Here is an 18,870-nt window from a genome sequence, read left to right on the forward strand (position 1 = left end):
CCGGGTCACCGCTCCGGCGGTGTGACTAGGACCGCACTTTTCTAAGCGCTTGCTTTCCTCACTCCGCCCACCCGAGCCTTCCGGGGGCACGGACTCCGGGGCGGAGCCCCGGCTTGGGCGCGCGGGGAACTGCGCGAACGGCCCCCATCGGCCGGTAGCCGAAGGTCTTCGGGCGGTCGGGGTGTCGGGGCGGAGCCCCGCCCTGGGGGCGCGGGGAGGCGCGCGGCCAGCGCCCCCCCCAGCGACAGGACACACCCCCGGCGCCGGAGGCGATTCGCGCCGCCTCACGCGTACGGCGTCGGCGCGGGCGCCGGATCCGTCGCGGGGACGCGCCGCCGCCGACGGCGCTTGAGTAGGGCCCACGGACCCCGCGGCCCCGTGGGCATGGCGGCCGTGACCTCCGTACCCGGCTCGGACGCCGCCTCCGCCGCGGCCCGCGCGACCGGCAGGAAGCCCTCGCGACGGGAGACGTCCGGGCGTTCCTCCTCGGCCGGCCACAGGCCCAGCGCCGCGCAGACGGTGGGGAGGACGGCCATCGCCGCCGTCGCGTACCCCTCCGCCGAGGGGTGGTAGTTGTCCGGGCCGAACAGCTCGCGCGGGTTCGCCTCGAACTCGGGGCCCAGCAGGTCGCCCAGCGACACCGTACGGCCGCCCTGCTCGACCGTGCCGATCGTCTGCGCGGCGGCGAGCTGGCGCGAGGCGCGGCGGGCCAGCCAGCGCAGCGGCTGCTGGACCTGCTCGACCGTGCCCAGGTCGGGGCAGGTCCCGACGACGACCTCCGCTCCCGCCGTACGCAGGCGGCGCACCGCGGCCGACAGATGGCGTACCGACCGCGTCGGCGGCATCCGGTGGGTGACGTCGTTGGCGCCGACCATGATCACGCAGATGTCCGGCACCCGCGAGATGTCCGCGAGGGCGAGCGCCACCTGCCGGTCGAGGTCGTCGGACTGGGCGCCGGGCAGGGCGACGTTGCACAGCTCGACCGGGCGCTCGGCGACCGCGGCGAGCCCGGACGCCAGCAGCGCGCCGGGCGTCTGGCGGGCCCGGTGCACGCCCTGCCCGGCCGCCGTCGAGTCACCGAGCATGGTCAGCCGCAGCGGCGGCCCGTCCTGCACGGCGTACGCGTATCCGTAGAGACCGTCCGCGCGGGGCGCGGACGCGTGCCCGTTGCCCACATGGCGCTTCGCCAGCTGTACCTCGGCCAGCACCACCCCGACCGCCGCGGCACCCACCAGCCCGATCCCGCCGCCGCCGTACGCCGCGCCCGCCGCGATCCGCCGTGCCACCCTCGCCCTCGACAAGCTCGACATACGTCGCCGCCACCTCCTTGTAGCCGTACAACCACTGCTTGCCCCGCGGGGCAGGTCGGCCAATCTCAACGGCGAGTGAACCGTCACCCAGGGCCTTAGGCTGACGGGACCATTCCTGTTAAATCGCAGCTCCGGAGACAACGGTGCAATTCCACGACTCGATGATCAGTCTCGTCGGCAACACCCCGCTGGTGAGGCTCAACAACGTGACCGCAGGCATCCAGGCGACCGTCCTGGCGAAGGTTGAGTACTTCAACCCCGGCGGGTCCGTGAAGGACCGCATCGCCCTGCGCATGATCGAGGCCGCGGAGGAGAGCGGCGCCCTCAAGCCCGGCGGCACGATCGTCGAGCCGACCAGCGGAAACACCGGGGTCGGGCTGGCCATCGTGGCCCAGCAGAAGGGCTACAAGTGCATCTTCGTCTGCCCCGACAAGGTGAGCACCGACAAGATCAACGTGCTGCGGGCGTACGGCGCCGAGGTCGTCGTCTGCCCCACGGCCGTCGACCCGGAGCACCCGGACTCGTACTACAACGTCTCCGACCGGCTGGTCCGTGAGACGCCCGGCGCCTGGAAGCCGGACCAGTACTCCAACCCGAACAACCCCCTCTCGCACTATCACTCCACCGGCCCCGAGCTGTGGGAGCAGACGGAGGGGAAGATCACCCATTTCGTGGCGGGCGTCGGCACCGGCGGCACGATCTCCGGAACCGGGCGCTACCTGAAGGACGCGAGCGACGGCAAGGTCAAGGTCGTCGGCGCCGACCCGGAAGGGTCCGTGTACTCCGGCGGGTCCGGGCGGCCGTACCTTGTCGAGGGTGTCGGTGAGGACTTCTGGCCGACGGCGTACGACCGGACCGTCGCGGACGAGATCGTGGCCGTGTCCGACAAGGACTCCTTCCAGATGACGCGTCGGCTCGCGAAGGAGGAGGGCCTGCTCGTCGGCGGTTCCTGCGGGATGGCCGTGGTCGCCGCGCTGCGGGTGGCCGAGCGGCTCGGACCCGACGACGTCGTGGTCGTACTCCTGCCCGACAGCGGGCGCGGTTACCTCAGCAAGATCTTCAACGACGAGTGGATGGCCGACTACGGGTTCCTGGAGGACTCCGGCCCGAGCGCGCGCGTCGCGGACGTGCTCAACGACAAGGTGTCCGGCGCCATCCCCTCCCTCGTCCACATGCACCCGGACGAGACGGTCGGCGAGGCCATCGAGGTGCTGCGCGAGTACGGCGTCTCGCAGATGCCGATCGTCAAGCCGGGCGCCGGTCACCCGGACGTGATGGCCGCCGAGGTCGTCGGGTCCGTCGTCGAACGGGAGCTGCTCGACGCTCTGTTCACCCAGCGCGCCTCGCTGCAGGACCCGCTGGAGAAGCACATGTCGGCGCCGCTGCCGCAGGTCGGCTCCGGCGAACCGGTCGGCGACCTGATGTCGGTGCTCGGCAGCGCCGACGCGGCGATCGTCCTCGTTGAGGGCAAGCCCACCGGTGTCGTCAGCCGCCAGGACCTGCTGTCCTTCCTCGCCAAGGGCGGCGCCAAGCAGTAGGCGCCGACGGGCGGGCCGGGGTCAAGAAGGCGCCGGCGGGCGGCTCGTGGGCAAGAAGGCGCCGGGCGGGGGATTTCCGCAGGTGACAGGAGGATATTTCCCGAAGTTCCCCTCCTGAGAGGGATCTTCCGGCCTTTCGGCGGGGAACTTCGCGGAAGTGGTACGAGCGCGTCACGTCCGCGCAGCACCCGCTTAACACGGGTCCGGCACATTAGTGGGTGTCGGCAGGGCGGGAGCGGCTCCCCGCCTCGGCCGACACCAAAACGGCGCCAAGGACCTCCGGAGCGGCTCCCGGACCTCCATGGACGCCAAGGACGCGCAAGCCCGGCCCTGACCCGGCCCGCGTCCCTCGCGGGGACCGCCGTCGTCCCGCCCCCCGGTAACGGGGGTGCGGCGGTCCCCGCGCAACACGTGGAAGGGCCCGGCACCTGTCACAGGTGCCGGGCCCTTCCACGTCTTTGCGCCTAAACCGGCGCCGCTCTCGCGGACCTGGCTGGTCGCCGTCGTGGTTCCTCAATTGATGGTCGCGGCCGTCGTCGTTTCAATGACGGATTACTCGTCCCAGTCGGAGTCCTTGCCCCTGTGGCGGCCGAAGAAGTTCGGGGTGACGCGCGCGGCCTGGACGACGTTGACGACCACGATGCCGGCCCAGGTGACCAGCAGGCCGGGCAGATGCGCGACGCCACCGCCGATCCCGGACAGGGGCACCGCCAGCACCAGCGACACGATCCCGAAACCGAAGCGCTCCCCCCATGAATCCGTCGACCCCTCCGGGGAACGCGTACCGCGGGCCACCACCATCTGATGCTCGGCCAGCTGCCGCCGCACCCGGCGGTCCACCGCGCCGTCGACCCGCTGTTCGACCTTCTCGAGGAACGAGTCGACGAGCGCGGACTCGTACTCCTCGCCCAACTCCCTGCGCGCGTGCAGAGTGGCGTCGAGTTCCTTCTTCAGTTCGGCGTCGCCGCCCGCTTCCCTACCGGTCATGGTGTTCACGTTAGGGAGCCACGGCTTCCGTGGCACTGGGGTTAGCCCCCCTGTTCGGGCTGGGCCGCACCCCCGGGGGGCACATCCGGGGCCAGTACCCCGAGCGACTCCGTCCGTACGACAGGGCCTAGGGGAGCAGGGCGACCAGGCCGGTGTCGAGGTCGAACCGTGCGGCGGCCACATGCGCCGGGGTGAAGGCCGGGTCCGCGCGGATCGCGTCGCGGACCCAGGCCGCGTGCGCCCGTACGGTGTGGTCGGCCCAGTCCCCGGGCACCGCCCGGGTACGGAGCGCCGCGGGCGTGATCTCGTCCACCAGGAGACCGAGATGTCCGGGCACGGGCGCCCCCGTACGGAGGTGTTCGAGCGTCGCGGCGACCGCCCCGCAGCGCTCGTGCCCCAGCACCAGCACGAGGGGAACGCCCAACTCCTCCACCCCGTACTGGATGGATCCGAGGACCGCCTCGTCCAGCACCTGCCCGGCGGTCCTTATGCAGAGCAGGTCCCCGATCCCCTGGTCGAAGACCAGCTCGGGCGGGACGCGGGAGTCGACGCAGCCGACGACTACCGCGAAGGGGTGCTGCCCGGCGGCGAGGACATGCCGCCGGGCGCGCTCCTCGTGCGGGTGACGAGGCCGTCCGGCGGCGTACCGCCGGTTGCCCGCGAGGAGTTCGTCGAGCGCCGCGCCGGCGGTCGCCGGCCGGGAGCGGGGTGCGGCGACGGCCGGAGCCGACGCGGTGGTGGTGAGTACGGAGGCGGTGGTCGCCGCCAGAAAGGCCCTGCGGTTCGAGGGCATGACGCTCCCTCAGGAGTTGTGCTTGTAGCGCACCCTCACCGTACGCACATGCACACTCACCCTGAGTGTCGATTTAATGACCCTTGGTTGATTCGTCGTCAGATCATCGCTGCCGCGATACCGCCCCTTGATCGGGCGGCGGAGCTGTCCGCGGGAAGGTCCAGGGGCCGCAGCTCGTCCGCGTACGAGACGGATATCCGGCGCATCAGGCCGTCCTCGGTGATGTCGTACTGGCCCAGGCGCCACAGCGGCGGCGAGTACGCGTGGATCGACACCGCGTCGTCGGTGGCGCCGGTGAGGCGGTGGATGTGCTCGGGGCCGAAGCAGAAGGACTCGCCCGCGCCGACGGTGACGGACGGATGGCTGCCGCAGATGCGCGGGTTGGACTCGGTCAGCGCGCCCTGTACGACGCCGACCGCGCCGGAGGAGATGTCGTGGTCGTGCCAGCCGGTGTCATTGCGCCGGGTCCAGCACAGCAGCCAGACATCGACGTACTCGTCGCGGTACAGCGACGCGTAGTGCCGCTCCTCGTCGGAGAACGCGACCTGTTCGCGCCAGAGTTCGGGGCGGGTGGCGAGGTCGTCGACGAGGGCCTGGAGCTCGCGCTTGTCGAGCGTGCGGTCCGGCAGGGCCTCGTACGTCATGGGGTGGGTCCCTTCAGCAGGCGGGCGGGATTGGTGGTGCGCAGGGCGTGGGTGGCGGCGGCCGCGCCGAGGTCGGGGACGGTGGGTGCGGCGTAGGGGCGGTCGCTGCCGGTGACGACCACGTCGATACCGACGGCCCGGACGAGCGCGTCCACGGCGCGCGTCCCGTACGACGAGGTCTCGTAGAAGGCGTCGAAGTCGACCTCTCCGCGCCCGCCGCCACGGGCCGCGAGCCGTTCGCCGTGCAGCGGGGCGAGGCCCGCGAGAGCGGCGAAACAGACGCGCAGACGGGGGTGACGGGCACGGCCGAAGGCGCGGAAGGCGAACCAGGACGCGTGCATCTGGTGGACGTAGGGGACCAGCGCGGGCCACCAGGGCAGGGTGCCGGGGGTGGGCGGGGCCGTGCCCGGGTGGACGAAGAGCGGCTTGTCGTGGCGGGTGAGGACGTCGAGGAGGGGTGCGCAGAAGTCCCAGCCGGCCGCGTCCAGCAGGGCGGTGGCGGGGAGTTGGAGTCCCACGCAGCCGCGTCGGAGTTCGCGCTCGACGGCTTCCGGGGCTGTGTCCGGTGCCGACAGGCAGGGCGAGGCCCAGACGCCGAAGGGGGCCGGGAGTGCGAGGGCGCCGTCGTGGAAGGCGGCGAGCAGCGGGGCGGCCTCGGCGGGCGGCAGGTGTTCGATGCCGAGCGGGCTGGAGAGGGAGACCAGGGCGAGGTCCAGACCGTCGGCGTGGGCGAGTGCGGTGCGGGCCGTGACGTCGTGGTCGGCGGGGTCGACCTCGTAGGGCGGCTCGCCCGCCAGGTGCAGGGTCCAGCCGTCGAGGTACGGCGGCGCGGTGCGGGTGCGCAGCAGCTCGATGAAGGCGGGCGGCCAGATGTGCTGGTGGACGTCGGTGGACACGCGGCGGTCCTTGCGGTGTGGACTGAGGTTAAGCGCTTCAGTGATGCGATTAACTTAAGCGGTTAACCAAGGGGGCGTCAAGCGTGCGGCCGGGGTGTGGGAGCGGGTCTGGCCGGGGTCGGCCGGGCCGTGCGCCCACAATGCGGACGCGTCCCGGTAGGCTTCCGGGCATGGCCAGGCCCAATAAGCGCACCACCCTCCGGGAGGTGGCCGAGGCCACGGGCCTCTCCACCGCCGCCGTCTCCTACGCCCTGCGCGGCAAGCACGTCTCCAAGGAGACCGAGGAGCGGGTGCGCAAGGCCGCCGCCGAGCTCGGCTACGAGGCCGATCCCATCGCCCGCGCCCTCGCCAGCGGCCGCACCAGCATGGTCGGCGTCCTCGCGGGCGACCTCCAGGACCTCTGGCAGCAGCAGCTGATGGCCGCCATCGGCCGGGAGCTGCTGGCCGGCGACCGCTACGCGCTGATCCTCGACGCGGGCGGCGACCCCGACCGTGAGCTGAAGCTCGCCAAGCAGCTGCGCGACCAGCGTGTCGACGCGCTGCTGGTGTCGCCGGTGAACCCCTCGGCCGAGGGGTGGGCGGCCATCGCCGAGGCGCTGCCGGTGGTGGCCGTCGGGGACTCGCTCAGCACGGCCCGTACCGCCGGACAGGTCATCTTCGACAACCGGGCCGGTATCGACTCCGTCCTGGAGTATCTGTACGGGCTCGGCCATCGCCGGGTGACCGTGCTGACCCCGACCCGGCCGAGCACACCCGACCGGCCCGCCGACGTGTACGTCCGCGAGGCCGCCGAACGGCTCGGGCTGAGCGCCGAACTGGTGCCGTGCCCGCAGGAGTTGGGCGAGGCGACGGTCGTCGCCCGCCGCCTCCTGGACGGTCCCCGGCCCGCGACCGCCGTCTTCTGCTTCTCCGACTCATTGGCGTACGGGGTGTACGCCGCCGCTGCCGAGGCGTCGCTGGCCGTCGGCCGGGACCTCTCGGTGGTCGGCTTCGATGACCACCCGGTGTCCCGGGTCCTTACCCCACCGCTGACCACGGTCGACTGGGGCCTCCCGGAGATCGCCGCGGAGGCGGCACGTCTGACCGTTGCGGCGATCGAGGGGAAACGGGTCCGGAAGAAGCGGATCCTGTGCGCGCCGAGGATGAGTGAGCGGGGCTCGGCGGTCCGGGTGTAGCCGGGGGCCTCGCCCCCGCCGCCCCTACCCGTCCCATCCTCAACCTGAGGGCTCCGCCCCCAGACCCCCGGTGGGTTCTTCGACTGCGGGCGGGTGGGGGCTGGTCGCGCAGTTCCCCGCGCCCCTTGAGGGCGCTGGCGCGCATCTTCAGCCCGTCCGGCGTTTGAGGACGAGGCCGTTCAGGCCGAAGCGGGGGTCTGGGGGCGGCAGCCCCCAGGGATGGGACGGGTAGGGGCGGCGGGGGCGAGGAAGTGCCCCCGGCCCCGACGGCACCCGACCCCTCACACCAGCTTCTTGCTCTTCAGCCACGCGTCGGCGACCTCGTCCGGGTCCTTCCTCTCCTTGTCCACGAGCCGGTTGAGCTTGGTCAGCTCCTCCGAGGTGAGGACGTTTCCGAGGGTGGCCAGCGCCTTGCGGACCTTCGCGTCGGCCTTGCGGGAGGCGATGAGGGGAACGATGTGCTGGGAGGGGATCAGGTTCAGGGGGTCGGTGAGCACGACCCAGCCGTTCTCGATGATGTCCACGTCCGTGGTGAAGACGTTGGCGACGTCGATGTCACCCTTCTTCAGGGCGCCCTTGACGAGCGGCCCGGAGGAGTCGAGGGACTTGAACTCCTTGAACTCCACCCCGTAGCGGTCCTTGAGACCCACCACGCCGACGACCCGCTTCTTCATCTCGGCCGCGGCGCCGAGGATCAGCTTGCCGTTGGCCTTGCGCAGGTCGGCGAGCGAGGTCAGGCCGTACTTGGCGGCGGTCTCCTTGGTGACGGCGAAGCTGTCGCGGTCCTCGGCCGCCGCGTACGGGAGGACTTCCAGGCCGCTGGGGAGCACGGTCGTCAGAGCGTTCTGCATCGCGCCGGCGTCGGTGGCCGTGGCCTTCTCGTCCAGGTAGAGGAGCAGGCTGCCCTGGTACTCGGGCAGGAGATCGATGTCGCCGCCCTCCAGCGCGGGCACGACGATCTCGCGCGAGCCCAGGTTGGGGCGGACCTTCGTCTTGACGCCCGCGGCTCCCAGGACACCCGCGTACAGGTAGCCGAGGATCTGGTTCTCGGTGAAGTTGGCGGTGCCGATGGTCAGGCCGCCGGCGCTGGATCCGGACCCGCCGCCGCTGCCGCCGCTGGAACTGTCGAGCGACGTGACGCCGCTGCTGCAGGCGGCCAGGACGGGGACGGAGGCCGCGGCGAAGAGGCCGCCGAGCAGAGTCCTACGGTTCATGGTTCTTCGGCTCCTCAGTGGGCGGCGGTACGGCGGTGACGGAACAGGTAGCGCTGGAGTCCGGCCAGCGCGAGGTCGAGCACGACGGCGACGATCGCGACCAGCGCCGCCCCGCCGAGGACCTGGACGAGGTCGCGCTGCGCCAGTCCGTCGAAGACGTACCGGCCGAGGCCGCCGAAGCTGACGTACGCGGCGATCGTGGCGGTGGACACGACCTGGATCAGAGACAGCCGCAGGCCCGTCATGATCAAGGGGAGGGCGAGCGGGATCTCGACCTGGAACAGGACCTGGTGGCCGCGCATCCCCTGCCCGCGCGCCGCGTCCTTGACCTCCGGGTCGACGGCGTTCATGCCCGCGTAGGTGTTGGTGACGATGGCCGGGACCGCGAGGACGACCAGAGCCACGTACACCGACCAGAGGGACAGGCCGCTGACAAGGAAGACGAGGACGACCAGGCCCACGGTGGGCAGCGCGCGACCGAAGGAGGACAGGTTGATGGCGAGGAAGGCGCCCTTGCCGGTGTGACCGATCAGCAGGCCGATCGGGAGCGCGATCGCGGCCGCGATGAGGGTGGCGAGGAGCGAGTACTCCAGATGCTCGACGAGGCGGTGCGCGATGCCGTCGGTGCCGACCCACTGGTCGCCGCTGACCAGCCACTTGGCGAGGTTCTTGAAGAGTTCGTACATGTCAGGCTCGCCGCCTCGTCCACGGAGTGAGTACGTACTGGATCGCGACCAGCAGCGCGTCCGCGACCAGCGCCAGCAGCAGGGTCAGGACGACACCGACGATCACCGGCGTCGGGAAGTTGCGCTGGAAGCCGTCCGTGAAGAGCTGGCCGAGTCCGCCGTCGCCGATGTAGGTGGCGACGGAGACCAGGGAGATCGACATGACCGTCGCGATCCGCACGCCCGCCATGATCACGGGAAGGGCGAGCGGGAGTTCGACGGTGAACAGGGTGCGCAGCGGGCGCGTGCCCATCGCCTTGGCGGCCTCCTTCGTCTTCGCGGGGACCGAGTCGAGGCCCTCGACCGTGTTCCGGAGCAGGACGACCAGGCTGTAGACCGTCAGGCCGATGACCGTGGTGGTGCGGGTCAGGCCGCTGATCGGCAGCAGGAGAACGAAGATCGCGATCGACGGGATCGTGAACAGGACGTTGGAGAGCCCGAGGAGCACGCCCCGCAGGGGGCGGATCCGGTGTGCGATCACGGCCAGCGGGAGGGAGATCAGCAGGCCGAAGAAGACGGCCAGCAGCGCGGTCTGGAGGTGGGAGAGGGTGAGGGTGGTGAGGTCGTGGGTGTGGTCGCCTATCCAGGACCAGTCGACGGTCATATGGCCACACTCGCGGTGCCGTGGGCGTCCTGGCCGCCGTGCGCCTTGCTCGCGTGCTCGTGGATCTCGTCGCGGGAGGTGACGCCCGTGAGCACGCCGGCGGCGTCCACGCGTGCCACCAGGCCGGTGGGCGAGGCGATCGACTCGTTGAGCGCCGCCAGGAGGGAGTCGGTGTCCTTGAGCGGTCGTACGGGGAGTTCGGCGTCGTCCGTCGCCGAACGCCAGTGCCGCGGTTTGCGGGCCTCGTCGAGTACGAGGGTCCAGGCGCCGCCCTCGGGGGCCGGGCCCTGCGGCACGTCGGCGAGGTGGTGGAGCGAGAGGAGCTTCAGGCCGCGCTCGGCGCCGAGGAAGTCGGCGACGAAGTCGTCCGCGGGGCGGGCGAGCAGGTCGGCCGGGGTCGCGCACTGCACCAGATGGCCGCCGGTGCGGAAGATCGCGATCTGGTCGCCGAGCCGGACGGCCTCGTCGATGTCGTGGGTGACGAAGACGATGGTCTTGCTGAGCTCCTTCTGGAGGCGCAGCAGCTCGTCCTGGAGCTGGGTGCGGACGACCGGGTCGACCGCGCCGAAGGGCTCGTCCATGAGCAGGACGGGCGGGTCGGCGGCGAGCGCGCGGGCCACGCCGACGCGTTGCTGCTGGCCGCCGGAGAGCTGGTGCGGGTAGCGCTTGCCCGCGTCGGCGGCGAGACCGACGGTCTCCAGGAGCTCGGCCGCCCGCGCCCTGGCCTTCTTGCGGCCCCAGCCCAGCAGCAGCGGCACGGTGGCGATGTTGTCGAGCACCGTGCGGTGCGGGAAGAGGCCGGCCTGCTGGATGACGTAACCGATGGAGCGGCGCAGTTCGGCCGCGTCCTGCTCGAGTACGTCCTTGCCGCCGACGCGGATGGTGCCGGAGGTCGGATCGACCATCCGGTTGATCATCCGGAGGGTGGTGGTCTTACCGCAACCGGAAGATCCGACGAGGACGGTCACGCCGCCTTCCGGCATCTCCAGGGAGAGGTCGTGGACTGCGGTGGTGCCGTTGGGGAAGCGCTTGTGGACCGTGTCGAACTGGATCATGAGGTGTCCCTTGCCCGGTCTGCATATCGTCATGCAGAGTTCTCTGTACCTGAATAGGTTGTCAACGGTCCGGTGTTAATCGCTGGTTACTTATGACCGCCAGGCAAGATCCAATGTCCGGATTGAGGGGAGTGTGGGCTCTATGTCGTCTCGGAATGCGGACATGTCGAGTGCGGACGCGACCGGTCTCACAGTCGGCCTCGTGGTGCTCGACGGGTGCGGCACCGGTGTCACCGACATCGTGCGGCTCGCCGACGGGGCCGCACGGCCCGTTCCCGGCACCGAGGCGATGAAGCGCGTCGAGGAGTCCTGGGACGCCGCCCGGCAGATCGCCGCCACCGGTCGCGTCTACGGGCGCTCCACCGGCGTCGGGGCCAACCGGAACGAGGACGTGCCGACCGAGGCCGCCGCCGAGCACGGGCTGCGCCTGCTGCGCAGCCACGCCGGCGCCATCGGTGAGGAGCTCCCCGCCCGCCAGGTCAGGGCCATGCTCGCCGTCCGCGCCAACCAGCTCCTGGCGGGCGGAGCCGGCCTGCGGCCCACCGTCGTCACGGCCCTGTGCGAGGCCCTGGAGACCGGCGCGTACCCGGTCGTGAACGAGTTCGGGTCGGTGGGGACGGGGGACATCGCGGCGCTGGCCCAGGTGGGGCTGGCGCTGGTGGGGGAGCATCCGTGGAGGGGGCCGGACGCCTCATGGGCGCCGTCCGTGCCGCCGGTTCCGTCCGTGCCGCCGGCCCCGTCCGCGCCGCGGTCCCCGGAGCAGGGCGTGCCGCCCCAGGGGCAGTCCTCGTCGGCCCAGGGCCCGTCGTCGCTCGGTCTCGAGGAGAGGGTGACGTCCTTCGGGGAGGAGGTGTCGTCCCTCGGGCAGGGCCTGCCCCCCGCACCCCAGGCCCTCGACAACAACGACGCCCTCGCCCTCATCAGCAGCAACGCCCTCACCCTCGGGCAGGCCGCCCTCGCGCTGGACGAGCTGCGCAGGCTCATCGAGGCCACCCAGGTCGTAGCCGCGCTGTCGCTGCTGGCCGTCGACGGCTCGCACGAGGCGTACGCGGCGCCCGTGCACGCCGCACGCCCGCACAAGGGCTCTGTCGAAGTCGCCCGGCGGATGCGGGAGTTGATCGGAGCGGCGGACCGTCCCACCCCGCCGCTCGGGCGGATCCAGGACCCGTACGGCTTCCGGTGCGTCCCGCAGATCCACGGGCCCGCGCAGGACGCCGCGGACGCCCTCGAAGGGGTCCTGGTCGTCGAGATCAACGCCGCCGCCGAGAACCCCCTCATCTCGCCCGAGGACATGGCCGCGTACCACCACGGCGGCTTCTACCAGGCCCAACTCGCCCTCGCGCTTGACCACTTCAGGCTCGCCGTCACGCAGGTGGCGCGGCTGTCGACCTCCCGGCTCTCCACCCTCAACGAACCCGCCTACACCCGCCTGCGTCCCTTCCTCGCCGACCATGAGCCCGCGTCCTCCGGCGTGATGATCCTGGAGTACGCCGCCGCAGCCGCCCTCGGCGACCTGCGCGCCTTCTCCGCGCCCGCCTCGCTCGGGCACGCTGTACTCTCCCGGGGCGTCGAGGAACAGGCGAGCTTCGCCTCGCTCGCCGCACGGCAGACACTGCGGGCGTGCGGTGCCTACCGTCTCGTCGTGGGCTGCGAACTGGTCTCCGCCGTACGGGCGCTGCGCCAGCGCGATCTGCGGCCCGACCCGGAACTGCCGGTCGGACGCGCGATGGAACTGGCCGAGTCCGTGCTCGGCCTGGACCAGGCCGACCGGCCGCTGACGGACGACGTGACGGCGGCGGCCGCGCTGCTCGACCGGTTCACGGACATCTGGAGGGGGATCGAGTCATGAGCGTGGACAGGAGCACGGACGTGAGCGCGGAGGTGAAAACCGACGTGAAAACGGACGTGAAGACCGACGTGAAGACTGACGTGAAGACCGATGTGAACGCCTACGAGAACGTGGTGGACAGTCCCGCCGGGCGCCTGCAGGCGCTCTTCGAGGGGCACCGGCTGACACCGACCCAGCGCCGCATCGCGCACAGCATGGTGCGGCGCGCCGCCGACGTGCCGTTCCTGTCGAGCGTCGAACTCGCCGAACTCGCCGGGGTCAGCCAGCCCTCCGTCACCCGCTTCGCGGTCGCGCTCGGCTTCGACGGCTACCCGGCGCTGCGCAAGCACCTGCGCGAGGTCGCGCCCAGCGAACAGGCGGGGACCCCGGGCTCGTACAACGAGTACCAGCAGGCCGTCGAGGCCGAGATCGAGAACCTGAAGCACCTCGCCGAGGTGCTCGCCGACCCGCGCCCGGTGCAGCGCGCGGGACGGCTGCTCGCCGCCTCCCGTCCGCTCCCGGTGCTCGGGCTGCGGGCCGCCGCCTCCCAGGCGTACGGCTTCGCGTACTTCGCCGCCAAGGTCCACCCGGACGTACGGCTGCTGCACGAGGGCGGCACCATGCTGCACGACCGCATCGACGCGGCCGTGCACGCCGGTGCCACCGCGCTGCTCTGCTTCGCCCTGCCCCGCCACCCGCGCGAGGTCGTGGACTCGCTCGCCTACGCCAAGGGAGCCGGGCTGACGGTGGTGACGGTCGCGGACTCCGCCTTCGCGCCGGTCGCCAAGGTCTCGGATCTCCTCCTGCCCGCCGCCGTCGGCACCGGCCTCGCCTTCGACACGGCCTGCTCCCCGATGCTCCTCGGGCGCGTCCTGTTGGAGGCGATGTGCGACGACATCCCGGACGCCCAGGCGCGGCTGGAGGAGTTCGACGTGCGGGCGGCGGCCAGGGGACTGTTCGTGGATTGACTTGCTCCTCGGGCTGAAGCCCGAGGATTCTGGCCTTCTCGTCCGTTGCCGTGCCGCTACGCGGCACGGGGTTCGGGCGGGAATCCGTGGCTTCCTGCTTCGTCGCGCTGTGCGGGGACGAGTCCTGGTCCTACCCGCGCTCCACAGGCTGCGACCGCCAGTCCGGCGGCCGTTTTCGAACATGGCGCTCGTGGAGTCGCCGCACACCCCGGCGGACCTGCGAGCGCCCCCTGGCGCGCCTTCGCAACACCCTCACCAGCATCCGAACAGCCACAAGAGGAGCGAAAATATTGTCAGTTGACCCACCTTAGTCACCGCGCGCATGTTCCACAGGAAAATGCCAGATTCCTCACCCGTCACGCGCACGTTGCGTAACTTCGGCGTCACTCGGCCGAACCCTTTGGCGGGAGGGGATACGTGGTGCCCGGAATCGACGAGTGCCTACTGGAAGCCATGCGACTGCCCGGTGCCCGGGGCGCCGCGGTGGTCGACTGGACCAGCGGGCTGGCCCTGGGCACGGTCGGGGACGCCCCGGGCGGTGACCACGAGACGACCGCGGCGGAGGCGGCCGAGCTCGCACGGCTCGCCGCCGAGCACAAGGCGTTCGCCCCGTCCGACGGGTCCGACTGGTCCGAGCAGGAGACCCCGGTCGAGGACCTGATCGTCAGCAACCGGGACAGCTATCACCTGCTGCGGTTCGTCAGGACCACGTTCGACAGCAGTGTGTTCCTGCATCTGTGGCTGGACCGGGCGGACGGCAATCTCGCGCTGGCCCGGATCCGGCTCGGTGAGATGGCCGGACGGCTGGTGCTGGGATGACGACGGTCAGAACACCCCCCGCACTCGAACTCGCCGTGCGCGACAAGGAACGCGGCACAGACCGCGACACGGACCACGACAGGGACCCCGAAAACCACGAACGGGACCGCGAACCGGACCGCCAAAGAGATCTCGAAAGGGAACAGGGGGTAGTCCCCGTCGGGCTCTCGCCCATGCTCAGCCGGCTCGCCGCGGAACGGGCCACCGGCGTGCTGGTGCGCGAGCGCGGGGTGCTCTACCTCTGTGACGGCGAGGTCGTGCACGCCGAGAGCCCCGCCACCCCCTCGCTCGACGTACTGCTCACCGCACGCGGAGTGCTGGCGGCCGAGTCCTGGCGGGAGGCGGTCGCCGAGGCCGGGGCGCGGCGGCGGGTCGGACGGTTCCTGGTCGAGCGCGGCCGGATCGCCGAGGGCGCGCTGGAACTGTGCCATCTCGGGGCGCTGTACGACGCGGCGTACTTCGTGCTGGGGCCGAGCAGTACTCCGGCCCGGTTCCGGTACGGGGCCGCGCACTGGCTCGGCCCGGTGCGTCCCGTGCCCGTGGCCGCGGTGGAGCGCGAGACGCTGCGCCGCCGCCAGTTGCTGCACCGGGTCTGGCCCGACCCGGCCACGGACACCGCCCCGTTGGCACGCGCCCGGCGCGCCGCCGAGCCGTCGGTCCCCCTGCGTCAGTGGGCCGTGCTCGGCAGGGTGGACGGTCTGCGGACGGCGTCGGACATCTCACTCGCCCTGGGGCGGCCCGCGTTCCACACCCTCGTCGACGTCCGCCGGCTGGCCGCGGCCGGGGTCGTCACGGCGGCGAACGCGCCGGAGCGTGCGCCGTTGCCCCGTGAGCTCACCCAGCCTTCCGCCGATCCCGACGTCGCGTTGTTGCGCCGACTCCGAGACGCGCTGGAGGCCCTGTGATCCGCGCGCTGCGACAGCGTGCCGAGAGGAGACTGCTGATGTCGGCGGAACCCGAAGTCCTCGACGAGCTGCACCGGTTGAGGGCCCGCGTGCCCCAGCTGACCGGTGCGCTGGCGGCCAGCGTCGACGGACTCGTACTCGCCCACGACACGCCCGGAGTGGAGCCCGAGGGCGTGGCCGCACTCACCGCGGCCGCGCTGGGGGTGGCCATGCGGATGGCGGACGCCACCGGGCAGGGCGAGTTCCGCGAACTGCTGGTGCGCGGCGTCGACGGCTATGTGGCGACGTACGCGGCGGGCGGCTCCGCCGTGCTGACGCTGCTGGCCCAGGACCGGGTCAACGTCGGCCGGCTGCACCTGGAGGGCCGCCGTTCCGGCACCCGGATCGGTGAGCTCGTGGACACCGCGACGGCGCGCGGCGAACCGGTCGCCCCGGCGCGGGCTCCCGCGCGGGCCGCCCCCATGCCGACGCGCACCCGTACGGCGCGCGGCACGCCCCGTACACCCCCGACCCCCACCCCCAACGCCACCCCCACCGCATCGGAAAGCTGACCGAAAGGCCGGACCGAGAGTCCGAAAGTCGGACCGAAAGCCGGACCGAAAAGCCGAAAGGAAGAACCACACCATGACCAACACCGAAACCGCGCTGAAGGAAGCACTGGCCTCCATCGAGGGCGCGACCGGCGCCGCCCTCGTCGATTACACCAGCGGAATGGCGCTGGGCACGATCGGCGGCAGCAAGGGATTCGACCTCACCGTGGCGGCGGCGGGCAACACCGACGTCGTCCGCGCCAAGATTCGCACCATGGAGCACCTCGGGCTGAAGGGCGAGATCGAGGACATCCTGATCACGCTGTCCGACCAGTACCACCTGATCCGGCTGATCAAGGGGCGCGGGGGCAACGGGCTCTTCCTGTACCTGGTGCTCGACGCCAAGCGGTCCAACCTGGCGATGGCCCGGCACCAGCTGAAGAGGATCGAGGCGGACCTCGAGGTGTAGCGGCTACCGGTCGCCGCCTCGGGTCAGCGGCGTCGCGCTCCGCCGGGCGCGGCGTCGCCGGCCGCCACTCCGGTGGCCCGGCAGGCCTTGACCGGCTTTCCGGCGGGGGCACCGGAGCGTCGGCCGAGCCAGTCGACGCGCACCCAGATCAGCGCCTCCTCGGCGCGCTCCCGGCGCCCTAGCCAGCCGGCCTTCAGCCACAGCCCGACACCCGCACCGGCGAGCAGCATGCCTCCGGCGGCAGGCACCGCGAAGGAGCTGCCGAGCGCGGCCACGAAGGCGAGCAGCAGCCACCAGCGATGGCCCCGGCGCCAGTTGCGTACCGTCACGGCCCGGTCCTGGAGCACGTCCTGCTTGCTCGCGCGTGCCGCCGAGCGGACGAGCGCGGCGTAGCGCTTCCTGCGGGTGTACGCCACCACGACGGCCGCGATGATGAACAGCGCGGCCCCGGCCAGGACGCCGATACGACGTCCGGTCAGCCCCGGCAACAACACCCCGATACCGGCCGCGAACACCCCGAACCACCACAGTGGTGCCGCCCCGGCCCTCACGACGACGGCCACCCGAGCCAGGCCCTGCCCTCCGCGCGCCACGTTCTCCGCCTCCCGTGCATGCGTCTTCAGCGTCTTTGGGCGCGCACGCTAACGAGCGAAGGTGAGACGAGTCTGAGAAGCGGGGCCGCTCCACCAAACCGTGACCACTCCACCGGACCCCACCCCCTCGACCGGACCGCGGCTACAGCGCCGTGAGCGCCGTCGGTCGCGCGCCGCCCGACTCCGCGACGATCTCCTCGACGCTCTGCGGCTCCCGTACGACCGCGAACCGCACGTCCGTACCCCCGTGGCTGCCGCTGCTGCTGTCACTGCCGCCGTCCGTGCCCTCGGCCGCCGCGAAGCCGTAAATACCCGGTCGGGCCAGGGAGTTGTACGCGTAGTGGTGGGCGAAGTAGTACGCGCCCGTGTCCAACGCCGCCGCGTAGTCGCCCTGTTCGAGCAGCGGGAGTGCGCGCCCCTCGGCGAGCAGGTCGCCCGCGAAACAGGCGGGCCCCGCGATGTCCTGGACGACGTCCGGCCCCGCCTTGGGGTGGCCCGACGCGTCGTACGCGGCGATCCGCAGCGGCCAGGACCCGGGCGCGTACACCGTGCGGGTCGCGATCTGCACCCCCGCGTGCGTGACCGCGACCGGCCGGCCCCCGGCGGACTTCGCGTACTCGACCCGGGCGACCACGGTCCCGTGCTTGGCCAGCAGCGACCGTCCGAACTCGGTGACCAGCCCGTACCGCCCGTCGAAGAGCCCCGGAACCGCCTCGGCGAGCAGCCGTGCGTACTGCGCGTACGTCGGGGTCGTGACCTCGGAGCCGAAGTTGACCGGCAGTCCGCCGCCGATGTCGAGCGTGTCGATCTGCTGCCGCCCGACACGCCGGTTGATCTCCTCGGCCAGCGCGTACGTCTCCGCGATCCCCCGTGCCATCAGTGAGAGCGGGATGCCCTGCGACCCGGTGTGTGCGTGCAGCCGGGTCAGCCACGGCCGGTCGGCGTACGCCTGGACGATCCACTTCCGGGCGCCTTCGTCGCGCAGCCCGACCCCGAACTTCGAGGTCGCCGTCGCCGTGGACAACGCCGCGATGGAACCCCCGCCGACCTGCGGGTTCACCCGGATTCCCAGGGGTGAGCGGGGATGTGAGGAACCCGCCTGACCGCCGCTCGGTCCGTCGGGCAGGTCCCGGACCAGGCCGTCGATGCGGTCCAGCTCCTGCGGATTGTCCGCGTTGACGGCGATGCCCAGCGCCAGCGCCTCGCGCAGCTCGGCGAGCGTCTTGGCGGGCGAGTCGAGCACGATGTCGCGGGGCGGTACTCCGGCCGCCCGTGCGAGGGCCAGCTCGCCGGGGCTCGCCACCTCCGCGCCGATGCCGTGCTCGTGCAGCAGCCGCAGCACGGGCACCAGCGGGGTCGCCTTCACCGCGAAGGCGTGCAGTACGGGTGTGTCCGGCGCCGCCACCGCGTCGAAGGCGGCCCGTAGCTCCGCCGCCGAGGCCTTGATGCCGGGAACGTCGAGGAGGGCGATGATGGGCACCTCCGGCCCCAGCAGTCCCTGCTCCACAGCGGCCCGGACGGCCGCGGCACGTCGCGCGCCGCGACCGAAGCCGGGTGCGCCCCGGCCGGCCGGGGTCGCTGCGGCTCCCGCCGGGTGTGCCCCGGCCCCTGTGTAGGGCGCTGCGGCTCCCGTCGGGGGTGACCCGGCTCCCGTCGGGGGTGCTGTGGCTCCCGCCGGAGCAACCCCGGCTCCCGCCGGAGCAACCCCGGCTCCCGCCGGAGGCGCCCCGGCTCCCGCCGGAGTAACCCCGGCAGCCGGAGGTGACCCCGTCCCTGCCGCCCCGTCGCTCACTGAATCCTCCGTCGTGTCCCAGTCT

The 18,870-nt window shown here is 72.0% G+C and carries 19 protein-coding genes; 8 read left to right on the plus strand and 11 right to left on the minus strand.

The window, feature by feature from the left end:
* Nucleotides 1–284 precede the first annotated feature (284 nt).
* A complete protein-coding gene (locus OG819_RS17635; protein WP_266650261.1) occupies nucleotides 285–1,310 on the minus strand; it encodes an SGNH/GDSL hydrolase family protein in 1,026 nt (341 codons plus the stop codon).
* A 143-nt stretch (nucleotides 1,311–1,453) separates the two neighbouring features.
* Between OG819_RS17635 and OG819_RS17640 the strand changes: the two genes are divergently transcribed.
* Nucleotides 1,454–2,848: a cystathionine beta-synthase gene (locus OG819_RS17640; protein ID WP_266625191.1), complete on the plus strand. Its 1,395-nt coding sequence runs from the start codon at nucleotides 1,454–1,456 to the stop codon at nucleotides 2,846–2,848.
* A 552-nt stretch (nucleotides 2,849–3,400) separates the two neighbouring features.
* Here OG819_RS17640 and OG819_RS17645 read toward each other — a convergent pair.
* The 4 genes from OG819_RS17645 to OG819_RS17660 form a co-directional block, all read right to left on the minus strand.
* Nucleotides 3,401–3,835 carry a hypothetical protein gene (locus OG819_RS17645; protein ID WP_266625190.1) on the minus strand — a complete coding sequence of 145 codons (435 nt, stop codon included), beginning with the start codon at nucleotides 3,833–3,835 and terminating at the stop codon, nucleotides 3,401–3,403.
* A 127-nt stretch (nucleotides 3,836–3,962) separates the two neighbouring features.
* On the minus strand, nucleotides 3,963–4,628 hold the full coding sequence (locus OG819_RS17650; RefSeq protein ID WP_266625189.1) for a carbonic anhydrase: 666 nt from the start codon (nucleotides 4,626–4,628) through the stop codon (nucleotides 3,963–3,965).
* A gap of 98 nt (nucleotides 4,629–4,726) precedes the next feature.
* Nucleotides 4,727–5,272 (minus strand): cysteine dioxygenase family protein, encoded by a 546-nt coding sequence (locus OG819_RS17655; protein WP_266625188.1) that lies wholly within the window; start codon nucleotides 5,270–5,272, stop codon nucleotides 4,727–4,729.
* Entirely contained in the window at nucleotides 5,269–6,168 is a 900-nt protein-coding gene (locus OG819_RS17660; RefSeq protein ID WP_266650262.1) for an amidohydrolase, read from the minus strand. Before OG819_RS17660 ends, OG819_RS17655 begins: the two co-directional genes overlap by 4 nt.
* 170 nt (nucleotides 6,169–6,338) lie before the next feature.
* On the opposite strand from OG819_RS17660, the gene OG819_RS17665 reads away from it, so the two are divergent.
* On the plus strand, nucleotides 6,339–7,343 hold the full coding sequence (locus OG819_RS17665; protein ID WP_266413316.1) for a LacI family DNA-binding transcriptional regulator: 1,005 nt from the start codon (nucleotides 6,339–6,341) through the stop codon (nucleotides 7,341–7,343).
* 281 nt (nucleotides 7,344–7,624) lie between these two features.
* Here OG819_RS17665 and OG819_RS17670 read toward each other — a convergent pair whose 3' ends face one another.
* The 4 genes from OG819_RS17670 to OG819_RS17685 are packed head-to-tail and all read right to left on the minus strand — an operon-like array spanning nucleotide 7,625 to nucleotide 10,941.
* Complete coding sequence (locus OG819_RS17670) at nucleotides 7,625–8,557, minus strand: ABC transporter substrate-binding protein (protein ID WP_266625184.1); 933 nt, start codon at nucleotides 8,555–8,557, stop codon at nucleotides 7,625–7,627.
* A 14-nt stretch (nucleotides 8,558–8,571) separates the two neighbouring features.
* Nucleotides 8,572–9,243 carry an ABC transporter permease gene (locus OG819_RS17675; RefSeq protein WP_266625182.1) on the minus strand — a complete coding sequence of 224 codons (672 nt, stop codon included), beginning with the start codon at nucleotides 9,241–9,243 and terminating at the stop codon, nucleotides 8,572–8,574.
* 1 nt (nucleotide 9,244) lies between these two features.
* Nucleotides 9,245–9,886, minus strand: a complete 642-nt coding sequence (locus OG819_RS17680) for an ABC transporter permease (RefSeq protein ID WP_266650270.1) — start codon at nucleotides 9,884–9,886, stop codon at nucleotides 9,245–9,247.
* Nucleotides 9,883–10,941, minus strand: a complete 1,059-nt coding sequence (locus tag OG819_RS17685; protein ID WP_266582838.1) for an ABC transporter ATP-binding protein — start codon at nucleotides 10,939–10,941, stop codon at nucleotides 9,883–9,885. Before OG819_RS17685 ends, OG819_RS17680 begins: the two co-directional genes overlap by 4 nt.
* 142 nt (nucleotides 10,942–11,083) lie before the next feature.
* Here OG819_RS17685 and OG819_RS17690 point away from each other — a divergent pair, with 142 nt between their 5' ends.
* From OG819_RS17690 to OG819_RS17715, 6 genes are all read left to right on the plus strand, one after another.
* A complete protein-coding gene (locus OG819_RS17690) occupies nucleotides 11,084–12,790 on the plus strand; it encodes an aromatic amino acid ammonia-lyase (protein WP_266625177.1) in 1,707 nt (568 codons plus the stop codon).
* Nucleotides 12,787–13,737 (plus strand): MurR/RpiR family transcriptional regulator, encoded by a 951-nt coding sequence (locus tag OG819_RS17695; RefSeq protein WP_266625175.1) that lies wholly within the window; start codon nucleotides 12,787–12,789, stop codon nucleotides 13,735–13,737. Before OG819_RS17690 ends, OG819_RS17695 begins: the two co-directional genes overlap by 4 nt.
* Before the next feature lie 420 nt (nucleotides 13,738–14,157).
* Nucleotides 14,158–14,556 carry a hypothetical protein gene (locus tag OG819_RS17700; RefSeq protein WP_054236907.1) on the plus strand — a complete coding sequence of 133 codons (399 nt, stop codon included), beginning with the start codon at nucleotides 14,158–14,160 and terminating at the stop codon, nucleotides 14,554–14,556.
* Nucleotides 14,557–14,729: 173 nt separating this feature from the next.
* Nucleotides 14,730–15,461: a transcriptional regulator gene (locus OG819_RS17705; RefSeq protein WP_266634379.1), complete on the plus strand. Its 732-nt coding sequence runs from the start codon at nucleotides 14,730–14,732 to the stop codon at nucleotides 15,459–15,461.
* Nucleotides 15,462–15,499: 38 nt separating this feature from the next.
* On the plus strand, nucleotides 15,500–16,012 hold the full coding sequence (locus OG819_RS17710; RefSeq protein ID WP_266413333.1) for a roadblock/LC7 domain-containing protein: 513 nt from the start codon (nucleotides 15,500–15,502) through the stop codon (nucleotides 16,010–16,012).
* A gap of 73 nt (nucleotides 16,013–16,085) precedes the next feature.
* Nucleotides 16,086–16,460, plus strand: a complete 375-nt coding sequence (locus OG819_RS17715; RefSeq protein ID WP_054231414.1) for a hypothetical protein — start codon at nucleotides 16,086–16,088, stop codon at nucleotides 16,458–16,460.
* Nucleotides 16,461–16,483: 23 nt separating this feature from the next.
* Here OG819_RS17715 and OG819_RS17720 read toward each other — a convergent pair whose 3' ends face one another.
* Together OG819_RS17720 and OG819_RS17725 are read right to left on the minus strand one after the other, a co-directional pair.
* Nucleotides 16,484–17,053 carry a hypothetical protein gene (locus tag OG819_RS17720; RefSeq protein ID WP_266650271.1) on the minus strand — a complete coding sequence of 190 codons (570 nt, stop codon included), beginning with the start codon at nucleotides 17,051–17,053 and terminating at the stop codon, nucleotides 16,484–16,486.
* A 142-nt stretch (nucleotides 17,054–17,195) separates the two neighbouring features.
* Nucleotides 17,196–18,560 (minus strand): diaminopimelate decarboxylase, encoded by a 1,365-nt coding sequence (locus OG819_RS17725; RefSeq protein WP_266650272.1) that lies wholly within the window; start codon nucleotides 18,558–18,560, stop codon nucleotides 17,196–17,198.
* Nucleotides 18,561–18,870 lie beyond the last annotated feature (310 nt).

The organism is Streptomyces sp. NBC_01549, assembly GCF_026339955.1.
In the GTDB taxonomy this organism is placed as follows: domain Bacteria; phylum Actinomycetota; class Actinomycetes; order Streptomycetales; family Streptomycetaceae; genus Streptomyces.

What these genes read in the sequence shown, in the direction of transcription:
- OG819_RS17635 (WP_266650261.1), bottom strand. Translation starts at nt 1,310, where the DNA reads ATGTCGAGCTTGTCGAGGGCGAGGGTGGCACGGCGGATCGCGGCGGGC.
- OG819_RS17645 (WP_266625190.1), bottom strand. Translation starts at nt 3,835, where the DNA reads ATGACCGGTAGGGAAGCGGGCGGCGACGCCGAACTGAAGAAGGAACTC.
- OG819_RS17650 (WP_266625189.1), bottom strand. Translation starts at nt 4,628, where the DNA reads ATGCCCTCGAACCGCAGGGCCTTTCTGGCGGCGACCACCGCCTCCGTA.
- OG819_RS17655 (WP_266625188.1), bottom strand. Translation starts at nt 5,272, where the DNA reads ATGACGTACGAGGCCCTGCCGGACCGCACGCTCGACAAGCGCGAGCTC.
- OG819_RS17665 (WP_266413316.1), top strand. Translation starts at nt 6,339, where the DNA reads ATGGCCAGGCCCAATAAGCGCACCACCCTCCGGGAGGTGGCCGAGGCC.
- OG819_RS17670 (WP_266625184.1), bottom strand. Translation starts at nt 8,557, where the DNA reads ATGAACCGTAGGACTCTGCTCGGCGGCCTCTTCGCCGCGGCCTCCGTC.
- OG819_RS17675 (WP_266625182.1), bottom strand. Translation starts at nt 9,243, where the DNA reads ATGTACGAACTCTTCAAGAACCTCGCCAAGTGGCTGGTCAGCGGCGAC.
- OG819_RS17680 (WP_266650270.1), bottom strand. Translation starts at nt 9,886, where the DNA reads ATGACCGTCGACTGGTCCTGGATAGGCGACCACACCCACGACCTCACC.
- OG819_RS17685 (WP_266582838.1), bottom strand. Translation starts at nt 10,941, where the DNA reads ATGATCCAGTTCGACACGGTCCACAAGCGCTTCCCCAACGGCACCACC.
- OG819_RS17690 (WP_266625177.1), top strand. Translation starts at nt 11,084, where the DNA reads ATGTCGTCTCGGAATGCGGACATGTCGAGTGCGGACGCGACCGGTCTC.
- OG819_RS17695 (WP_266625175.1), top strand. Translation starts at nt 12,787, where the DNA reads ATGAGCGTGGACAGGAGCACGGACGTGAGCGCGGAGGTGAAAACCGAC.
- OG819_RS17705 (WP_266634379.1), top strand. Translation starts at nt 14,730, where the DNA reads ATGCTCAGCCGGCTCGCCGCGGAACGGGCCACCGGCGTGCTGGTGCGC.
- OG819_RS17710 (WP_266413333.1), top strand. Translation starts at nt 15,500, where the DNA reads ATGTCGGCGGAACCCGAAGTCCTCGACGAGCTGCACCGGTTGAGGGCC.
- OG819_RS17715 (WP_054231414.1), top strand. Translation starts at nt 16,086, where the DNA reads ATGACCAACACCGAAACCGCGCTGAAGGAAGCACTGGCCTCCATCGAG.